Origin of the sequence: Tessaracoccus oleiagri (assembly GCF_900103275.1) — a bacterium.
Taxonomy (GTDB): Bacteria; Actinomycetota; Actinomycetes; order Propionibacteriales; family Propionibacteriaceae; genus Arachnia; species Arachnia oleiagri.
The window spans coordinates 570,212-586,060 of the sequence record NZ_FNGP01000001.1; the positions used below are offsets into that span (position 1 = coordinate 570,212).

General features: G+C 69.5%; 15 protein-coding genes. 3 read left to right on the top strand and 12 right to left on the bottom strand.

Going from position 1 to position 15,849, the window contains the following annotated elements:
* Positions 1-17: 17 nt before the first annotated feature.
* A complete protein-coding gene (locus tag BLR46_RS15570) occupies positions 18-104 on the bottom strand; it encodes a putative leader peptide (protein ID WP_425441378.1) in 87 nt (28 codons plus the stop codon).
* Positions 105-344: 240 nt separating this feature from the next.
* Between BLR46_RS15570 and BLR46_RS02575 the strand changes: the two genes are divergently transcribed.
* Positions 345-761 (top strand): OsmC family protein, encoded by a 417-nt coding sequence (locus BLR46_RS02575; protein ID WP_176761627.1) that lies wholly within the window; start codon positions 345-347, stop codon positions 759-761.
* 26 nt (positions 762-787) lie between these two features.
* On the top strand, positions 788-1,558 hold the full coding sequence (gene yaaA / locus BLR46_RS02580; RefSeq protein WP_093248667.1) for a peroxide stress protein YaaA: 771 nt from the start codon (positions 788-790) through the stop codon (positions 1,556-1,558).
* Position 1,559: 1 nt separating this feature from the next.
* On the opposite strand, the gene BLR46_RS15205 is transcribed toward yaaA, so the two are convergent.
* Both BLR46_RS15205 and BLR46_RS02590 read right to left on the bottom strand, forming a co-directional pair.
* A complete protein-coding gene (locus BLR46_RS15205; protein ID WP_218118293.1) occupies positions 1,560-2,147 on the bottom strand; it encodes a hypothetical protein in 588 nt (195 codons plus the stop codon).
* A gap of 34 nt (positions 2,148-2,181) precedes the next feature.
* Complete coding sequence (locus BLR46_RS02590; RefSeq protein WP_093248669.1) at positions 2,182-2,841, bottom strand: DUF4190 domain-containing protein; 660 nt, start codon at positions 2,839-2,841, stop codon at positions 2,182-2,184.
* 97 nt (positions 2,842-2,938) lie between these two features.
* On the opposite strand from BLR46_RS02590, the gene ptsP reads away from it, so the two are divergent.
* A complete protein-coding gene (ptsP, locus tag BLR46_RS02595; RefSeq protein WP_093248671.1) occupies positions 2,939-4,615 on the top strand; it encodes a phosphoenolpyruvate--protein phosphotransferase in 1,677 nt (558 codons plus the stop codon).
* Here ptsP and BLR46_RS02600 read toward each other — a convergent pair whose 3' ends face one another.
* The 9 genes from BLR46_RS02600 to BLR46_RS02640 all read right to left on the bottom strand — a co-directional run bounded on the left by BLR46_RS02600 (position 4,616) and on the right by BLR46_RS02640 (position 15,836).
* A complete protein-coding gene (locus tag BLR46_RS02600) occupies positions 4,616-5,872 on the bottom strand; it encodes a fatty acid desaturase family protein (protein ID WP_093248672.1) in 1,257 nt (418 codons plus the stop codon).
* A gap of 10 nt (positions 5,873-5,882) precedes the next feature.
* On the bottom strand, positions 5,883-6,995 hold the full coding sequence (locus BLR46_RS02605; protein WP_093248673.1) for a ferredoxin reductase: 1,113 nt from the start codon (positions 6,993-6,995) through the stop codon (positions 5,883-5,885).
* A 52-nt stretch (positions 6,996-7,047) separates the two neighbouring features.
* On the bottom strand, positions 7,048-7,983 hold the full coding sequence (locus tag BLR46_RS02610) for a glycoside hydrolase family 68 protein (RefSeq protein ID WP_093248674.1): 936 nt from the start codon (positions 7,981-7,983) through the stop codon (positions 7,048-7,050).
* A gap of 3 nt (positions 7,984-7,986) precedes the next feature.
* Entirely contained in the window at positions 7,987-8,886 is a 900-nt protein-coding gene (locus BLR46_RS02615) for a carbohydrate ABC transporter permease (RefSeq protein ID WP_093248677.1), read from the bottom strand.
* A 4-nt stretch (positions 8,887-8,890) separates the two neighbouring features.
* The gene (locus tag BLR46_RS02620; RefSeq protein WP_093248678.1) at positions 8,891-9,841 is read right to left on the bottom strand and encodes a carbohydrate ABC transporter permease; all 951 of its coding nucleotides are present in this window, start codon (positions 9,839-9,841) and stop codon (positions 8,891-8,893) included.
* Between the two features lie 52 nt (positions 9,842-9,893).
* Positions 9,894-11,183: a sugar ABC transporter substrate-binding protein gene (locus BLR46_RS02625; protein WP_093248680.1), complete on the bottom strand. Its 1,290-nt coding sequence runs from the start codon at positions 11,181-11,183 to the stop codon at positions 9,894-9,896.
* Positions 11,184-11,323: 140 nt separating this feature from the next.
* Positions 11,324-12,385, bottom strand: a complete 1,062-nt coding sequence (locus BLR46_RS02630) for a LacI family DNA-binding transcriptional regulator (RefSeq protein ID WP_245701453.1) — start codon at positions 12,383-12,385, stop codon at positions 11,324-11,326.
* The gene (locus tag BLR46_RS02635; protein WP_093248683.1) at positions 12,378-13,637 is read right to left on the bottom strand and encodes a glycosyltransferase 87 family protein; all 1,260 of its coding nucleotides are present in this window, start codon (positions 13,635-13,637) and stop codon (positions 12,378-12,380) included. The genes BLR46_RS02630 and BLR46_RS02635 overlap by 8 nt, the downstream gene beginning before the upstream one ends.
* 498 nt (positions 13,638-14,135) lie before the next feature.
* Complete coding sequence (locus BLR46_RS02640; protein WP_093248684.1) at positions 14,136-15,836, bottom strand: glycerol-3-phosphate dehydrogenase/oxidase; 1,701 nt, start codon at positions 15,834-15,836, stop codon at positions 14,136-14,138.
* Positions 15,837-15,849 lie beyond the last annotated feature (13 nt).

Below are 15,849 nucleotides of genomic sequence, written 5' to 3' on the forward strand. Positions count from 1 at the left end.
GAGGAGGAGGTCGGGCGTCAGTTGCCCAGACACATGGCCGACGCAACGCGCGCCAGGTCGACGTGAGGTCGGCTCACGAGATCCTGTACGCGGGTGGTCTTCATGGCGGGGACGCTACATGACGATTCGGGTCACGAACAAGACCCGTCTCAAAATCCACCGATTTCGCTCGGATGAATTTCCGGCCGCGTGGCGATGCTGGCGGCGACCCCGGGGGCCACCTCGAGTTGCCGCGCCAGCCTCCTCACCAGCGACCCTTCCGGTGGGAGGGTTTGCACCAAGCTTGGTGCAAAGTCTCCCAGCGGAGCCCTCGCGGCGGTTCGAGCCGGTCCTACGCTGTCCCCATGAAGCAGAATCCTGTGGGCGTCTCTGTGACTCGCACCGGCGCTCGGACGTTCGTCGGGCGCACCAGTACAGGAGCGGAACTCCGGATCGGTTCAGGGGAGGGCGAGTTCGAGCCGACGGAGCTGCTGCTTCTCGCGCTGGCCGGCTGTGCCGCCAAGTCCGCCGAGACCCAGCTCGACCTCAAGCACGGCGACGGCACGCCCCTCGCCGTCACGGTGTCCGGCCAAGTGGGGGAGGACAACGCCTTCCACTCCCTCGAAGAGGTGATGGAGATCGATCTCGCCGCGATCGATCCCGCCCGACGCGACCGCATGCTCGAGGTGCTGGCTCGCGTCATCCACCGGCTGTGCACCGTCGAGCGCTCACTCGGCGCGCCGATAGAGGTGCGGCGCAGCTTTGCCCAACTTGGTGCATGATCGCCGAACGTTCCTAGAATGGGTCAATGCTCACCGTCCTGTCGCCCGCGAAGACGCTCGATTTCGAGACGAAGCTCATCACCAAGAAGCACTCCGAGCCGCGCCTGGTGGCGCAGTCGGCGGGGCTGATCGAGATCATGCGGGAGAAGTCGCCGGGCGACGTCAAGGAGCTGATGTCCATCTCCGAGGAGCTGGCGACGCTCAACGTGCAGCGCTACCGCGACTACGAGCAGGAGCACACGACGAAGAACTCCCGCCCCGCGGTGCTGGCGTTCAACGGCGACGTCTACCAGGGGCTCCGCGCCACGGAGTTCGATGCCCGCGACCTCACGGAGGCGCAGAAGTCGCTGCGGATCCTGTCGGGGCTCTACGGGCTGCTGCGGCCGCTGGACCTCATCCAGCCGCACCGGCTCGAGATGGGGACGCGGCTCAACACGTCGCGCGGGCAGACGCTCTACGACTGGTGGGGCCACATCGTCACCGACCAGCTGCGACGGGACCTCGACGCGTCGCCGGGGTCCGACGTGCTGGTCAACCTCGCGTCGAACGAGTACTTCAAGGTGGTCGACGTCGACGCGCTGGGCGCCCGGGTGGTGAGCCCCCGCTTCGAGGACCGCGGCCCGGACGGCACGCCTCGGGTGGTCAGCTTCCACGCCAAGAAGGCGAGGGGCGCGATGGCGGGCTGGCTGGTGCGCAACCGCATCCGCACCGTCGCCAAGATCGTCGATTTCGACGACCTCGGCTACCGGTACGACGAGGCGGCGTCCACCAGGGACCAGCCCGTCTTCATCCGCTAGGTCACATGCCGGTCATCATGGCGCCCATGCCGAGCACCATGATGAGGATCATCAGCACGATGCCGACGATCGAGACGATGCTCAGGATCTTGCCGAGCAGGTAGCCGATCTTGAGGCCGCCGTCGAACCGGTACGGTGCGCCGGCCTCCACCTCGTTCTTGGCCTTGCCGCCGAGGTACCACGCGACGAACGACACCAGCGGCACGAAGAAGCCGAGGATGCCGAGAACCAGCACGGTGGTGGCCTGCGGGTGCTCGCCCTGGGGTTGCGCCCCGTAGCCGTACTGCTGCTGCGCCATGCCGTAACCGGGCTGCTGCTGGTAGCCGTAGCCGGAGTAGGGCTGCTGGCCGTACTGGCCCTGCTGCCCATACTGCCCCTGCTGGCCGTAGGGGTCCTGCCCGTACTGGCCCTGGCCGTAGCCGCTCTCCTGGCCGTAGCCGGCGGGATCCGCGTACGGGGACGCCTGACTCTGGGGCTCGGGGGCGCCGTAGGGCGACGGCTGGCTCTGCGGCGGGGCGTAGGGGTCGTCGCCGCCGAAGTTCGGCTGCTCGCCTGGTCCGCCCTGCGACGACTGTCCGTACTGAGACATGGTTTTCCTTCCGGGGTGCTCTGCGTGTCCGAGGCTACATGCCGCCGTAGGTCGCGATGAAGGCCGCGATGATGAGCACGTAGATACCGACGACGGCGATGGTGATGACGCTGGCGACGATGCTGAGGATGTAGCCGACCTTCAGCGAGCCGTCCCAGCGGTAGGGCGCGCCGCGCTCGATCTCCTTCTTGGCCTTGCGTCCCATGTACCACCCGATGAAGGCGGGGATGGCGAAGATGAAGCCGAGGATCCCGAGTACGAGGACTGCTGTGGCGCGGGGGTGCTCGGCCGGGGCGCCCGCATAGCCGCCGTACCCCGGCGACGGGGTGCCGTAGCCCTGGCCGTAGGGCTGGGTCTGCCCGTACGACGGCGACGGCTGGGCGTAGGGCGACTGCTGGGCGTACGGCGACTGCTGGCCGTAACCCTGCTGCCCGTAACCCGACCCGCCGTAGGGGGCTGGCTGCTGAGGCGGGGCCGGCGGCGTGCCGTACGAACGCTGCGGGTAGGGCTGCGTGGTCGGCTGCTGGTACAGCGGCTCGTCGCCGTAGGTGTTCGGCGTCGGCTGCGCGGAGGGGGAGGCTGCCGTCGGGGCGCCGGGGGAACTCGGCTGTCCGTAGGCGTCCTGGAAGTCGGGACCGGGACCGCTCGTCGGCAGCACGGGTTCGGCGTCCTCGGGGCGCTGGTCTTGGCTCATGGGGCTCCTTCTGTCTCGTGCAAAGGATATTGGATGGTGGCCCAGCCCGGCGGGATGTGGATGTTGCGAAAATGCGAGCCACCTTTAGAGTGGACCCATGAACCTGACGGGCATCGGGGTGAGTCCAGGCGTGGCGCAGGGACGGGTCATCAGGATCCACCACGACGACGTCGAGCTCCCCCTCGCCGAACCGGCCGAATCCGACCCCCAGCGCGCGCAAGCGGAGATCCGCGCCGCGCTGGACGCGGTCGCGGCCGCCATGGAGCACCGCGCCGAACGGGTGTCCGACCCGGAGGCCAAGGACGTCCTCAGCGCGACGGCGATGATCGCCCGCGACCCAGCACTGAACGACGAGATCGCCCACCAACTGAAGAACGGCAAGGGCAGGCTCTCCGCGCTGGCCGCGTCGATGGACCACTTCGCCGTCCTGCTGGCCAGCCTCGGTGAGTACATGGCCGAGCGGGTCACCGACCTGCGGGACGTGCACCGTCGCGCGCACGCCCGCCTCCTCGGCAACGCCGAGCCCGGCATGCCGGAGCTCAGCGATCCGGCGATCATCATCGCCGAGGACCTCGCGCCCGCCGACACCGCCGCCCTCGACCCCGAGCTCGTGCTCGGGATCGTCACCGAACTGGGCGGACCCACGTCGCACACCGCGATCCTCGCCGCGCAGCTCTCCATCCCCGCCGTCGTGCGTTGCGAGGGCATCCTCGACGCAGACCCCGCCACCCTCGGCGTGGACGGCAGCACGGGCGAGGTCACGGTCAACCCCGACGCCGCCCAGCGCGCCGACCTGGAGGACAAGCGCGACCGCCGCGAGCGCCTGCAGGCGGAGTCGGAGGGGCCGGGGCGCACGAAGGACGGGCGGCACGTCGAACTGCTCGCCAACATCGGCACGATCGGCGACGCGCTGGTCGCCGCCGCCGGGGACGTCGAGGGATCCGGGCTCTTCCGCAGCGAGTTCCTCTACCTCGGGCGGCACTCGGCGCCCACCGTCGAGGAGCAGACCGAGAGTTACCGGGAGGTGTTCGAGGCGTTCGGAAGCCGCAAGGTCGTGGTGCGCACCCTCGACGCCGGCGCCGACAAACCGCTGGCGTTCGCGTCGCTCGGACCCGACGTGAACCCCGCCCTCGGCATGCGCGGGCTGCGCCTGCAGCGCGAGTTCCCCGGCCTGCTCGAGACGCAACTCGAGGCCATCGCCCGCGCCCGCGACCTCACCGACGTGGACGTGTGGGTGATGGCCCCCATGGTCGCCACCGTCGCCGAGATCCGCTGGTTCGCCGACGCGGCCCGCGCCGCCGGCCTCAACACGGTGGGCGCGATGATCGAGGTGCCGAGCAGCGCGCTGCGCGCCGAGCGCATCCTCGAGGTGGCCGACTTCGCCTCCATCGGCACCAACGACCTCTCCCAGTACCTCTTCGCCGCCGACCGGCTCCAGGGCCGGCTCGGGCACCTGCTCGACGCCTGGCAGCCGGGCCTCTGGCAGTTGGTGAAGCACGCCGCCGACGCGGGCACCCGCGCCGGCAAGCCGATCGGGATCTGCGGCGAGGCGGGCGGCGACCCCCTGCTGGCGCTCGTCGCCGTGGGGGCGGGCATCTCGTCGCTGTCCATGTCGCTCACCAAGGTGGGCTTGGTGCGCGCGTCGCTCGCGATGCACACGCTGGACCAGTGCCGGGCGATGACCGACGCGGTGATCGCGTCGCTCACGCCCGAGGAGTCGCGGGCGGCCGTCCTCGAACTGGCCGACCCGGACGTCGCCGAACTGCTGCTCTGATCAGGCGGGGAGGGCGCGCCGACGCGTCGGCCGCAGCATCCCGCGCGTGGAGCGGAACACCTCGTCGACGCCTTCGCGGGCCGCGTCCGTCACCTCGCGGAGCCTGCTGACCCCGTCGCGCTTGTTCGGCAGCGAGTATTTGAACACCTTCTTCCACGCCGACGCGACCTGCCGGTGCAACGGCCCGGTGACGTAGCGCAGGCCGTGGCGCTCCATCAGCTCCTGCACCCGCGGCGCGATCTGGGCGTAGCGGTTGCTGGGCATGTCCGGGAACAGGTGGTGCTCGATCTGGTGCGACAGGTTCCCGCTCATGAGGTGCATCAGCTTGCTGCCGGAGATGTTGGCCGAGCCGAGCATCTGCCGCAGGTACCACTCGCCGCGCGTCTCGCCCTCGATGGACTCCGTCTCGAACGTCTCGACGCCCTCCGGGAAGTGGCCACAGAAGATCACCGCGTGCGTCCACACGTTGCGGGCGGTGTTGGCGATCGCGTTAGCGGCCAGGGTGTGCAGCGCGGACGGGCCGGAGAGCAGCGGGTGCACGACGTAGTCCTTGGCGAACTGGGCGCGCAGCTTCTTCAGTGCGACCTTGAGGTCTGCCATGAACTCCTTGTGGTCCTTCGTGCCCTCCTTCCAGCCCTTCACGTCGAGGTCGTAGGCGGCGATGCCGTACTCGAAGAAGAGCGCGGTGAAGAAGTTCGTGATCGGCTGGAAGAGGTGGTTCAGCTTCCACTCCTGGTCGGGGTCGACGCGGAGGATGTTGTAGCCGAGGTCGTTGTCCATCCCGACGACGTTCGTGTAGGTGTGGTGCTCGACGTTGTGCGACTTCTTCCACTGCTCCGCCGGCGACGCGAAGTCCCACTCCCACGTCGTAGAGTGGATCTTCTCGTCGCGCATCCAGTCCCACTGGCCGTGCAGGATGTTGTGCCCGATCTCCGTGTTCTCGATGATCTTCGCGACGGTGAGGCCGGCGGTCCCGGCGACGAACGCGGGCGGGAACTTCGAGAACAGCAACACGAGTCGGCTGGCCGCCTCCAGCCAGCGCTGCATCTTGATCACCCCACGGATGTAGGCCGCATCGTCGGCGCCACGGCTGTTCATCACCTCGTCGCGCAGCGCGTCCAGCTCGCGGCCGATGCCCTCGATCTCCTCCGCGGTCAGGTGGGCGATGGGGTTGGGCTTGCCGCCCGGCGTGGTCGCCTCGCGGAGCTGCGGGGTGGTCGTCGTGATGCGGTTGGTGCGGGTCTGGGTGGTGTTCATGCGGTGTTCCTCAGTGGTTCAGACGGCACGGGCCGGCGGGGGCCGACACACAGGTTTGCACGAGGACGGGGTCCTCGGGCGTGGCGGTGGTGAGATCCCCCGTGCGGAGGTCCCGGACGCTGCCCTCGACGAGTGGCAGGACACAGTTGAAGCAGATGCCCATCCGGCAGCCCGACGGCATCAGCACGCCGGCGTCCTCTCCGGCGTCGAGCATCGTGGTGCTGGCGTCGACGTCGACGGTGACGCCGGAGCGGGCGAGGGTCATGGCTCCCCCGTCGCCGACGGCGTGGACCGTCGGCCGGAAGCGCTCGGTGTGCAGCCGATCGGCCAGGCCGGCGGCCTCCCAGTGCGCCTGGGCGTCGTCGAGCATCGCGGTCGGCCCGCACGCCCAGGTGTGGCGGTCGCGCCAGTCGGGCACCACGGAGTCGAGGTCGGCCGGGCGGAGGATGCCCTCGTCGGCGGTGAAGCGGGTGACGAGGCGAATGTGGCCGTCGTCGTGGAGGGCGCTCAGCTCGTCGAGGAAGAGCGACTCGCGCCGGGTGGGCGCGGAGTGCACGACGACGACGTCGGCCGGCAGGGGGCGGTTGCGGAGCATGCCCATGACCGGCGTCAGGCCGCTGCCGGCGGTGAGGAAGAGCGCGGCAGGCGGCGGCGCGTCGGGGAGGACGAAGTCGCCGGTGGCCTGGTCGAGGTGCACGACCGTGCCGGGACGGAGCTCGTCGCGGACGTAGTGGCTCACGATGCCGCCGTCGATCGCCCGGACGGTGACCGTGATGATGCCCGGCAGGCCGACGGGGCTCGTGATGGAGTAGGCCCGCCACCGCCGGACGCCGTCGACGTCGAAGCCGATCCGCGTGTACTGCCCGGGCCGGTGGGGCCGCCAGCCGCGCCCGGGGCGGATCGTGAGGGTGGTGGCCCCCGGCCCCTCCGGCTCCACGGCGAGCACCCGGCCACGCAGGTCGGCGCCGGAGCGGAGCGGGTCGATCAGGTCGAGGAAGTCCTCGGGCACCAGGGGCGTGGCGAGCGCACCGGCCAGCGTGCGCAGCCCCCGCCCCAGCAGGGCGATCGGGCGCACGCCGGCCCGTGAGCTGGCCTTCGGCTGGGCGGCGCCCGGAGCGGTCATGGACCCAAGCCTACGCGACCGTAGGTAGCACGCCCGATCCGTCCACCGGACCTCAGGCGAGCCGGAGCGACCGCCCGTCGCGGACCACGGGGATCGGGTCCACGATCTCGCCCACGAATCGGCCGTCGACCGTGTCCGAGAAACCCATGATCACCCAATCCCCCGGCTGCCGCTCGATCAGCCGGGCGGCGTAGAGGCTCGGGTGGTCGAAGGTCCCGGCCGCCTCGAAGTCCCACGGCCCGAGGAGCGACTCCCCCGGCACGAACCACATCCCGCCGGTGGCCTGGGCGCCGCGTCGGGCGTCCTCGTGGGGGTGCCAGCAGCAGAACACCAGGAACGGCACGCCGTCCACGACGGCGGTCTGCGGCACCTCGAGCTGGCCCCAGCCCGCCGGTGCGGACAGCGGGGGCTCGACGGTCCACGACGAGAGGTCGTCGCTCACCGCGTGGCCGATCACGCCGCGACCGATGGGCTCACCGTCGGTGACGCGGGCCGTGACCAGCATGTGCCAGCGGTCGTCGTCGCCGCGGAACACCCACGGGTCGCGCCAGGCCTCGTCGTGCCACTGCCCGGAATCGAGCTTCTCGTACCAGCGGGGGTCCGCCTCGACGAGCGGGTCATCGGAGGCCCGCTCCCAGGTGATCAGGTCGCGCGACGTGGCGACCCCCACGCGCTGCACCATCCAGTCCTCGCCCCGCGAGACCCCGGTGTAGAACATGCGCCACAGCCCGTCGTCGCCGCGGACCACCGAGCCGGTCCAGGTGGCGCCGTCGTCCCAGGCGGGGCTGTCGGCGGTCACCAGCGCGTCGGGCAGGAGCTCCCACTCGACGAGGTCACGCGAGCGGGCGTGCCCGATGGAGGCGCGGCGGTGCCGTCGGTCGGGGTCGATCAGGGCGCGGGAGGCGCGGAGGAAGAAGAGGTGCGTGTAGCCCTCGTCATCGCGCACCGACCAGCTGTCCCACACCCAGTGGTCCGGAAGTTTCAACATGGATTATCCCTTCACGCCACTGGCGGCGATCGAACTGACGAAGGCCCTCTGGAAGACGAGGAACACGAGGAGCACCGGGATCGTGATCAGCGACGTGTACGCCATGACCTCGCCCCAGGCGGTGTTGAGCTGGAAGAAGTACTGCATGCCCACCATGACCGGGCGCAGTTGCTCCTGCTGCACCACCATCAGCGGCCACAGGTAGGAGTTCCAGGCCGGCAGGAAGGTGAGGATCGCGACGGTCGCGAACGCCGGGCCGGACAGCGGGACGAGGATGCGCCAGTAGACCTGGAACCAGCTGGCGCCGTCGATCCGGGCCGCCTCGTCGATCGACGTTGGGATGGTGGAGAAGTACTGCGTGAAGAGGAAGATCGAGAACGCGTTCGCGATGAACGGCACGATCATCACCTCGTAGGTGTTGAGCCACCCGAAGTCGTACTTCAGCATGCCGTCCTCGAAGACGAGGGTCGGCAGCTTGCTGACCCAGTAGACCATCGGCACCGCGATGGTCTCGAACGGCACGATCAGCGTCGCGATGATCACCGTGAGGAGGAGCTTGCGGCCCTTCCACTCCATGCGGGAGAGGGCGAAGCCGGCCAGCGAGTTGACCACCAGGCCGACGCCGACGATGAGGACCGTCACGATCGCGGAATTCAACAGGAACCGCCAGAACGGGACCCGGTCGAAGACGCCGGCGTAGTTGTCGAACGAGATGTCGCCCACCGGCAGGAAGGCGCGGATGTTGTCGACGTCGGCGAGGATCTGGGCGTCGGGCTTGAGGCTCGACACGAACATGAAGATCAGCGGGAACATGAAGATCACCGCGAAGATCACCATCGGGATGTAGAGGAGCAGGGTCCGACGCCGCTTGCCCGCCGCGAGGCTGGGAGTGGTGTTGTCCATGTCGTCAGTCCTTGTCTCGGGTGAGGAAGCGCTGGATCATCGCGATCGCCAGCACGATGACGAAGAAGATGAGCGAGATCGCCGCACCGTAACCGGTCTGCTGCTCGCGGTAGCCGCGGCGGACCGCGTGGAACACGAGCGTGGTGGTGGAGTCGACGGGGCCGCCCTGGGTCATGACGTCGATCTGGACGAAGAGGCCCAGCGCCGCGATCGTGATGGTGACGAGGATGAAGATCATCGTCGGCCGCAGCCCGGGCCAGGTGACGTTCTTGAACTGCTCCCAGGCGCTGGCCCCGTCCATGCGGGCCGCCTCGTAGAGCTCCTCGGGGATCGTCTGCAGGCCCGAGAGCCAGATGATCATGTGGAACCCGACGGCCTGCCAGATGGAGAGCACGATGATCGCAGGCAGGGCGGTCGACGGGTTGCTGAGCCAGGCGATGTTCTCCCAGGCCCCGAAGGTGAGCGTGTCGATGAACGAGTTGATGATGCCGTCGGGCTGGTACATGAACCGCCACAGGATGGACACGACGACGATCGACGTCACCACCGGGATGAAGAACACCACCCGGAAGAACGTGGTGCCGCGCAGCTTCTGGTTCACCAACAGGGCGAGCACGAGTCCCAGTCCGGCCTGCACCGGCACCACGACCACCGCGAAGAGGAACGTGTTGATCAGGGAGCGGATGAAGGTGGGGTCGGCGACGAAGGCCCGGATGAAGTTGTCGAGGCCGACGAACCGGGGCGCGTTCGGCGAGATGAGCCTCGCGTTGGTGAACGACAGCCCGAACGCCAGCAGGACCGGGATGACGAGGAACAGGAGCAGCAGCAGCGCTGCGGGTGCCACCATGCCGTAGGCGGCGATGTGGCCCTCGCGCTTGCCGCGGCGCTTGGGGCGGGCGGCCGCCGGGTTCGCCTGGGCGGCGACGGCGGTGTCGACGGAACTGGTTGCGGTCATGGTGAGTCCTCCAGATGGTGGGGCCGGGGCCCGGGGGCCCCGGCCGGTGGCATCAGAAGCCGTAGCCGTCGTTGTTCTCGATGTCGGCGTCGATGTCCTTCACCGCCTGGTCGAGGGTGGCCTTCACGTCGGCGCCGTTCATGATGTCCATGGCGGCGGTCTGGAAGGTGGTGGAGATCACGGCGTACGCGGGGGTCTCCGGACGCAGCACCGCGAACTGGGTGAGCTCGGTGAACGGGCGGAGCACGCCGTCCTCACCGAAGTACTCGCTGAGCTCGGTCCCCTCCTCGGTGGCGGGGATCACGATCTGCTTGTCCGCGAACGTGGCGACGTACTCAGGCTTGAACGAGAACTCGAGGTAGGCGCGTGCCCCGTCGAGCGCTTCACCGGAGCAGGACGACGAGATGCCCCACTGCCAGGAGCCGCCGCCGATCTTGGGTCCCTGGCCGAAGTCCGGCGGGGGAAGGATGGCGAGGTCGTCACCGACCGCCTCCAGCGAGCCGAGCGCGTTCCACACGCCGGTGTAGCTGAGGCCCACCTCGTCGCGGTTGAACTCCTCGTTGCCGATGGTGCCGGTGTTGGAGGCCAGACCCTCGGCGAAGAGTCCCTGGAACCACTCGCCCCAGGCGACGGCCTCGGGGCTGTTGAGGGCGCCGTCCGCGGTCAGGTAGGTGTCGCGGTCGATGAGGTCGCCGCCGAAGCTCTGCAGCATGGGCGAGTAGGCGTAGGGCCACCACTCGCCGGAGTCCTCGGCGCCGATGTCGAGCGGCGTGGCGTAGCCGGCGGACTTGAGGGTGCGCAGGGCGGCGTCGAACTCGTCCTTCGTCCAGGGCTGGTCCACCGTCGCGAGGCGGATCCCGTTCTCCTCAAGGACGGACTTGCGGGCGAAGATCGCGAGCGCGGCGTCCCAATAGCCCGCGGAGTAGATCTCGTCCTCCCAGACGCCGACGGCGGTGGGGAGCAGGGCGTCGGTCACGTCGGTGGAGATCCCGAGCGGCTGGATGTAGCCCGCCCACGCCCAGTTCGGGACGATCGGGCCGTCCATGTCGAGGAGGCAGGGCAGGTCACCGGATGCGGCGGCCGCGACGATGGCGTCGTTGTAGGCACCCTGCGGGAAGGACTCGGAGACGACCTCGTAGTCGTCCTGGGATCCGTTGAAGTCGGAGATGATCTGGTTGTAGACCTCGAGTTCGGCGGGGTTGCCCGCGGAGTGCGTCCACAGCGTCACCTGGGCGGGGCCGTCCCCATCCCCGGACCCGCCCCCTTCGCCTGCTCGGGCGCAGGCGGTCAACGCCAGCGCGGAGATGAGTGCGGCTGCTGCGAGTTTCTGTCCAGTGCGCATCAGTGCCTGTCCCTTCTGTTGCGGCACGCCAGCGTTGGCGTATCCGGCTGTTGAGGCGACCTTAATCGAATTAGGTCACCTTTAGGTTCAGTTCTGAGGGGTCAGTTGTCAAGGTGTATCGCCGCGCCGTTATCGAATCGTTATCGACGAGCTGGCTTCGGCGGAGCCGTCGACTCGCGCACGAGCAGTTCACAGGGCAGCACGCGCTGCGGCTCGTCGACCGTCTTGCCCCCCGCGGCGGCGATCGCCATCGTCACCGCGATGTCGCCCATCGCGGCGTGCGGGAGGGCGATGGTCGTCAGCGGTGGGACGCTGCAATCGGCCATCTTCTCCTCGTCGTCGAAGCCGATGATCGACAGGTCCTCGGGCACGGAGAGCCCGTGCCTGGCCGCGGCCAGGATGGCGCCGACCGCGGCGCGGTCGGTGATGGCGAAGATCGCGGTCGGGCGCTCGCGCGGCGGCACGTCGAGCACCTGCATGGCCGCGTGGTAGCCGTCGTTGATGCCCCAGCCGGTCTCGACGACGGTGACCTCGGCGCCGTGCAGCCGGGCGGCCGCGACGAACGCGTCGCGACGGATGGGCCCGGAGATGTTGCCGGGGTCCGGGAGCCCCGCGTCCGGGGCCCAGCGGCCGGTCAACATGGCGAGCCGGCGGTGCCCCAGGCCGACGAGGTGCTCCAGCGCCCTCGTCGCGCCGTACGCGTCGTCCGGGTACACGCTCCACTCGTCCGCCCGGCGGGCGGTGCAGTTCGCGAGCACCAGCGGGATGCGCGACTCGGGTAGCTGGTCGAGGACCCGGAAGCCCATCGTCACGTGGATGAGGGCGTCCACCTGTCGCCGCTCGAGCTCGCGGATCGCGGCGGGCCCCAGCTCGTCGCGGTCCAGCAGGTCCATGAGCAGGAGGATGCGGCCGTCGGCGTGGGCGCGTTCGATGGCGGCCGCGAGGAGCCGGCCGCCGAAGACCGACGTGGCCACGGCGTCGGTGACCACGCCGATGGACTGCGTGGTGCGGCTGCGGAGGCTCTTCGCGACGAAGTGTGGCTCGTAGCCGAGCCGGTCGGCCGCCTCGAGGATGCGCTTCTTCGTGTCGGCGGCGATGTTGCCGCTGTCGCGCCCGTTGAGGACGAAGGACACCGCAGTCTGGGACACGCCCGCCGCCGCCGCCACATCGGCGGCGGACACACGTCGGCTCGGCTTACGCACCATTGGGCCCATTTGGCCAGTCGGGCACGGGCCTGTCAAGCGCGGGACGCCGCTCGCCGTCGGCCCGGAACCACAGCAGCGCGTACCCCGCGAGCAGCAACCAGAGCCACGACGTGCCGAGGATCTGCTGCCACCAGGGCCAGTGGTAGGCGGCCTCGCCCTCGTACGGCTCGCGCCACTGCGGCCCGTCGAACAACGTGACGGCGGCCGCGGCCAGCCACACGTACGGCGCCCAGCCACCGCCTCTGAGGGCGAGCCGTGCGACGACCAGCACCATCGGCACCATCCACACCCAGTGGTGCGACCAGCTGACCGGGGAGGCGAACAGCGCGTAGAGGCCCATCACGGTCATGCCGGCGGCCTCGTCGTCGTCCAGCCGGTGGATGAGCGCCAGCACGAAGAGTCCGACGACGGCGCAGCCGAGCACCCACCAGAGGCTGGACACGTCGTCGCCCAGGACGCGGTGGATGAAGCCGTTCCAGGACTGGTTGGAGGCGTAGCCCGCCTGTCCGATGCGGTCGGTGTCGCCGAGGGTGTCGGACCAGTACTGGATCGAGTCGCTCCAGCGCACGGCGAAGCCGATTCCCGTCCACGCCGCGAAGGACGCCAGCGTGACGGCGAGAGCGCGCCAGTCGCGCCGGACGAGGAAGAAGGCGAGGAACACGGCCGGGGTGAGCTTGATCGCGATCGCCAGCCCGATGAGGCTGCCGCGCCACCACCGGCCCCGGCCGAGGAGCACGTCGACGACGACCAGCAGCATGAGCAGCGAGTTGACCTGCCCGAAGTCGACCGTCTGCTTGACCGGGTCGAGCCACAGCAGCACGGCGGAGGCGCCGGCGGTGGCGGCCCAAGACCTCGCGCCGCGCAGGTCGGTCATCTCGCGGAGCACCAGGTGGACCACGGCGACGATGGCGGCGACCGTCGCCAAGGACAGCAGGAAGCTCGCCCAACCCAGCGGCATCACAGCGAAGACGGCGAAGAACAGCGCCGCGATGGGTGGGTAGGTGAAGGGCAGTTCGGCGCCGATCTCGGTCGCCGGAATGGCTCCGTAGAGGCTGCGGCCCTCGAGGATCATCCGGCCGCCGAGTCGGTAGACGTCGACGTCGATGCGGTACGGGTTGAGGTCGTCGTGCAGCCACGGCCTCCCCAGGGTGAGCAGGGCGGCGGCGGCGACCACCGCCGCCACTGCCAGCCACTGCGCCCACCGGGTCCGCAGGTACCAGTCGGCGGCGCGGCGGAGGGAGGAGGTCACCTGTCAAGTATGCCGGGGCGAATGCACTGCCACGACCCAGCCCTGCGCGACACGGATGGCGACGATGCGGCTCGGCCCATCCCCCGCCGGTAGGATGGTCCGGTCCTGATCGCCTCGGCGGTCGTAGAGCCAGGTACTTAAGTACCCAGCCTGACTTGGGGTTTTTCTCAGGTTTACATTCCAGCGTCTCCATTGTCGGAACTCGGGTATACCGCGACGGATGCCATGTCAGCACAAAGGGACTTGAGTACACGCATGTATCCCCTTGTCGCGGCGGCATGTGCAGACAAGTGAATCCAGCACCGCTTCGAATGTTTATGCCCTGACATAAATAAATCGATCGAGAGACACGCCGTGCTCGCTGGCGCTGGCCTCGTTCTCAAGCTATATTCATGTTTGCCACGCGTCGGAAGGTACGTTCGTTCCCCCCAACACGTCCCTGGAGACGCGTGTGCAGAGGCCGGATGCTCCCCCCATGCGTCCGGCCTCCCTAATTTTTCAGGCCACCGGCTCCCCGGCGAGTCGGGCGGCCGAGGCCGCCTCGTCGGTGGGCTGCTCCTCGGCGGCGCGCTCGGCGGCGACCCGCCGCAGGTAGTTGGCCTTTTCGAGCCCCAGCCGCTCCGCGTCCCAGCCCAGCGCCTGCGCGCACAGCTCCGCCACCTCGTCGACGGCCGACTCGCCGCGGTCGCGGGCCTCGGAATTGAGCCGCACGCGGGAGACCAGGACGTCCTCCAGGTGCAGTGCCCCCTCGTGCGTGCATGCGCGATGCACCTCGGCGCGCAGGAACTGTGGGGCCGCGGCCAAGGGCTCGCCCAGGTCGGGCCTCTCGTCGATGGCGGCCAGGAGTTCTGGCAGCTCGGACCCGTAGCGTGCGAGGAGGTGCTCCATGCGGTCGTGGTCGAAGCCGTATCTTCCGGCGAGCGCGTCGGCGCGGTTGCGCGTCGCCACGTACCCTTCGGCACCGAGCAGCGGCAGGTCGGCCGTGACCGACGGGCGCTGCTTGGCGGCACGTCGGCCGAGGGCGAAGTCGACGGCGTCCTCCGCCATCACGCGGTAGGTGGTGAGTTTGCCGCCGGCGATCGAGACCATCCCCGGGACCACCTCGGCGACAGTGTGCTCGCGCGACACCTTCGTCGACTTCGTCTCGTCCAGGACGGTCGGCTGGAGGAGCGGGCGGAGCCCCGCGTAGGTGCCGATGATGTCGTCGCGCGTGAGCGGCCGCGACAGCACCGAGTTGGCGTGGTCGAGGACGTAGTCGATGTCGGCGCTGGTGGGTACCGGGTGCTCCAGCTGCTCGTGCCATGCCGTGTCGGTGGTGCCGATGACCCAGTAGTGCTGCCAGGGGATGATGAACAGCACGGACTTCTCGGTGCGCAGGAACATGCCCGCGTCGCCGCGGATCCGCTCGCGGGGGACGACGATGTGGATCCCCTTGCTGGCGAGGACCTTGAGCCCGCCCCGGGCCTCCGCGAGGTCCTGCGTCCGTTCGGTCCACACGCCGGTGGCGTTGATGATGCGGTGTGCCCTGACGGTGATCGAGTCGCCGCTCTCGAGGTCGACGACCTCCGCGCCGCTCGCCGCCCCCGAGTCGTCCTTGAGGATCCGCGTCACCTTCGCGCGGCTGACCGCCTCGGCGCCGTGATGGACGGCGGTGCGGACCAGCGTGATGACCAGGCGCGCGTCGTCGACACGGGCGTCGTAGAACTCGATGGCGCCGACGAGCGCCTTCGGGTCCACGTCGGGGAAGCGTCGCAGCGCACCCCGGTGGGACAGGTGCCGCTGGACGGGGACCGTCTTGCGGAAGCCGCTGCCGGCCAGGGCGAGCGCGTCGTAGAGGCCCACGCCGACGGCGGAGTAGGCGCGCTCGATCACCCGGGTCTTCAGCGGCCAGAGGAAGGGCTGCGCCTCGACGAGGTGGGGGGCGATGCGGCTCAGCAGCCGGCCGCGCTCCTTGAGCGCCTCGGCGACCAGCTTGAAGTCGAGCTGGTAGAGGTAGCGCAAGCCGCCGTGGACCAGTCGTGACGAGCGCGACGACGTGCCCGCGGCCCAGTCCTGTGCCTCCACGATCGCGGTCCTCAGGCCGCGCGAGGCCGCGTCGAGCGCGATGCCCGCCCCGGTCACGCCGCCCCCGACAACCAGTACGTCGAAGGTATCGTCGCGCATCGCTCGGAGGGACGCCGCCCGCTGCTCCAGATCCATGTGCACACCCTTT

What these genes read in the sequence shown, in the direction of transcription:
- ptsP (WP_093248671.1), top strand. Translation starts at nt 2,939, where the DNA reads ATGAACCTGACGGGCATCGGGGTGAGTCCAGGCGTGGCGCAGGGACGG.
- BLR46_RS02640 (WP_093248684.1), bottom strand. Translation starts at nt 15,836, where the DNA reads ATGGATCTGGAGCAGCGGGCGGCGTCCCTCCGAGCGATGCGCGACGAT.
- BLR46_RS15205 (WP_218118293.1), bottom strand. Translation starts at nt 2,147, where the DNA reads ATGTCTCAGTACGGACAGTCGTCGCAGGGCGGACCAGGCGAGCAGCCG.
- BLR46_RS02625 (WP_093248680.1), bottom strand. Translation starts at nt 11,183, where the DNA reads ATGCGCACTGGACAGAAACTCGCAGCAGCCGCACTCATCTCCGCGCTG.
- BLR46_RS02605 (WP_093248673.1), bottom strand. Translation starts at nt 6,995, where the DNA reads ATGACCGCTCCGGGCGCCGCCCAGCCGAAGGCCAGCTCACGGGCCGGC.
- BLR46_RS02600 (WP_093248672.1), bottom strand. Translation starts at nt 5,872, where the DNA reads ATGAACACCACCCAGACCCGCACCAACCGCATCACGACGACCACCCCG.
- yaaA (WP_093248667.1), top strand. Translation starts at nt 788, where the DNA reads ATGCTCACCGTCCTGTCGCCCGCGAAGACGCTCGATTTCGAGACGAAG.
- BLR46_RS15570 (WP_425441378.1), bottom strand. Translation starts at nt 104, where the DNA reads ATGAAGACCACCCGCGTACAGGATCTCGTGAGCCGACCTCACGTCGAC.
- BLR46_RS02575 (WP_176761627.1), top strand. Translation starts at nt 345, where the DNA reads ATGAAGCAGAATCCTGTGGGCGTCTCTGTGACTCGCACCGGCGCTCGG.
- BLR46_RS02620 (WP_093248678.1), bottom strand. Translation starts at nt 9,841, where the DNA reads ATGACCGCAACCAGTTCCGTCGACACCGCCGTCGCCGCCCAGGCGAAC.
- BLR46_RS02610 (WP_093248674.1), bottom strand. Translation starts at nt 7,983, where the DNA reads ATGTTGAAACTTCCGGACCACTGGGTGTGGGACAGCTGGTCGGTGCGC.
- BLR46_RS02590 (WP_093248669.1), bottom strand. Translation starts at nt 2,841, where the DNA reads ATGAGCCAAGACCAGCGCCCCGAGGACGCCGAACCCGTGCTGCCGACG.
- BLR46_RS02615 (WP_093248677.1), bottom strand. Translation starts at nt 8,886, where the DNA reads ATGGACAACACCACTCCCAGCCTCGCGGCGGGCAAGCGGCGTCGGACC.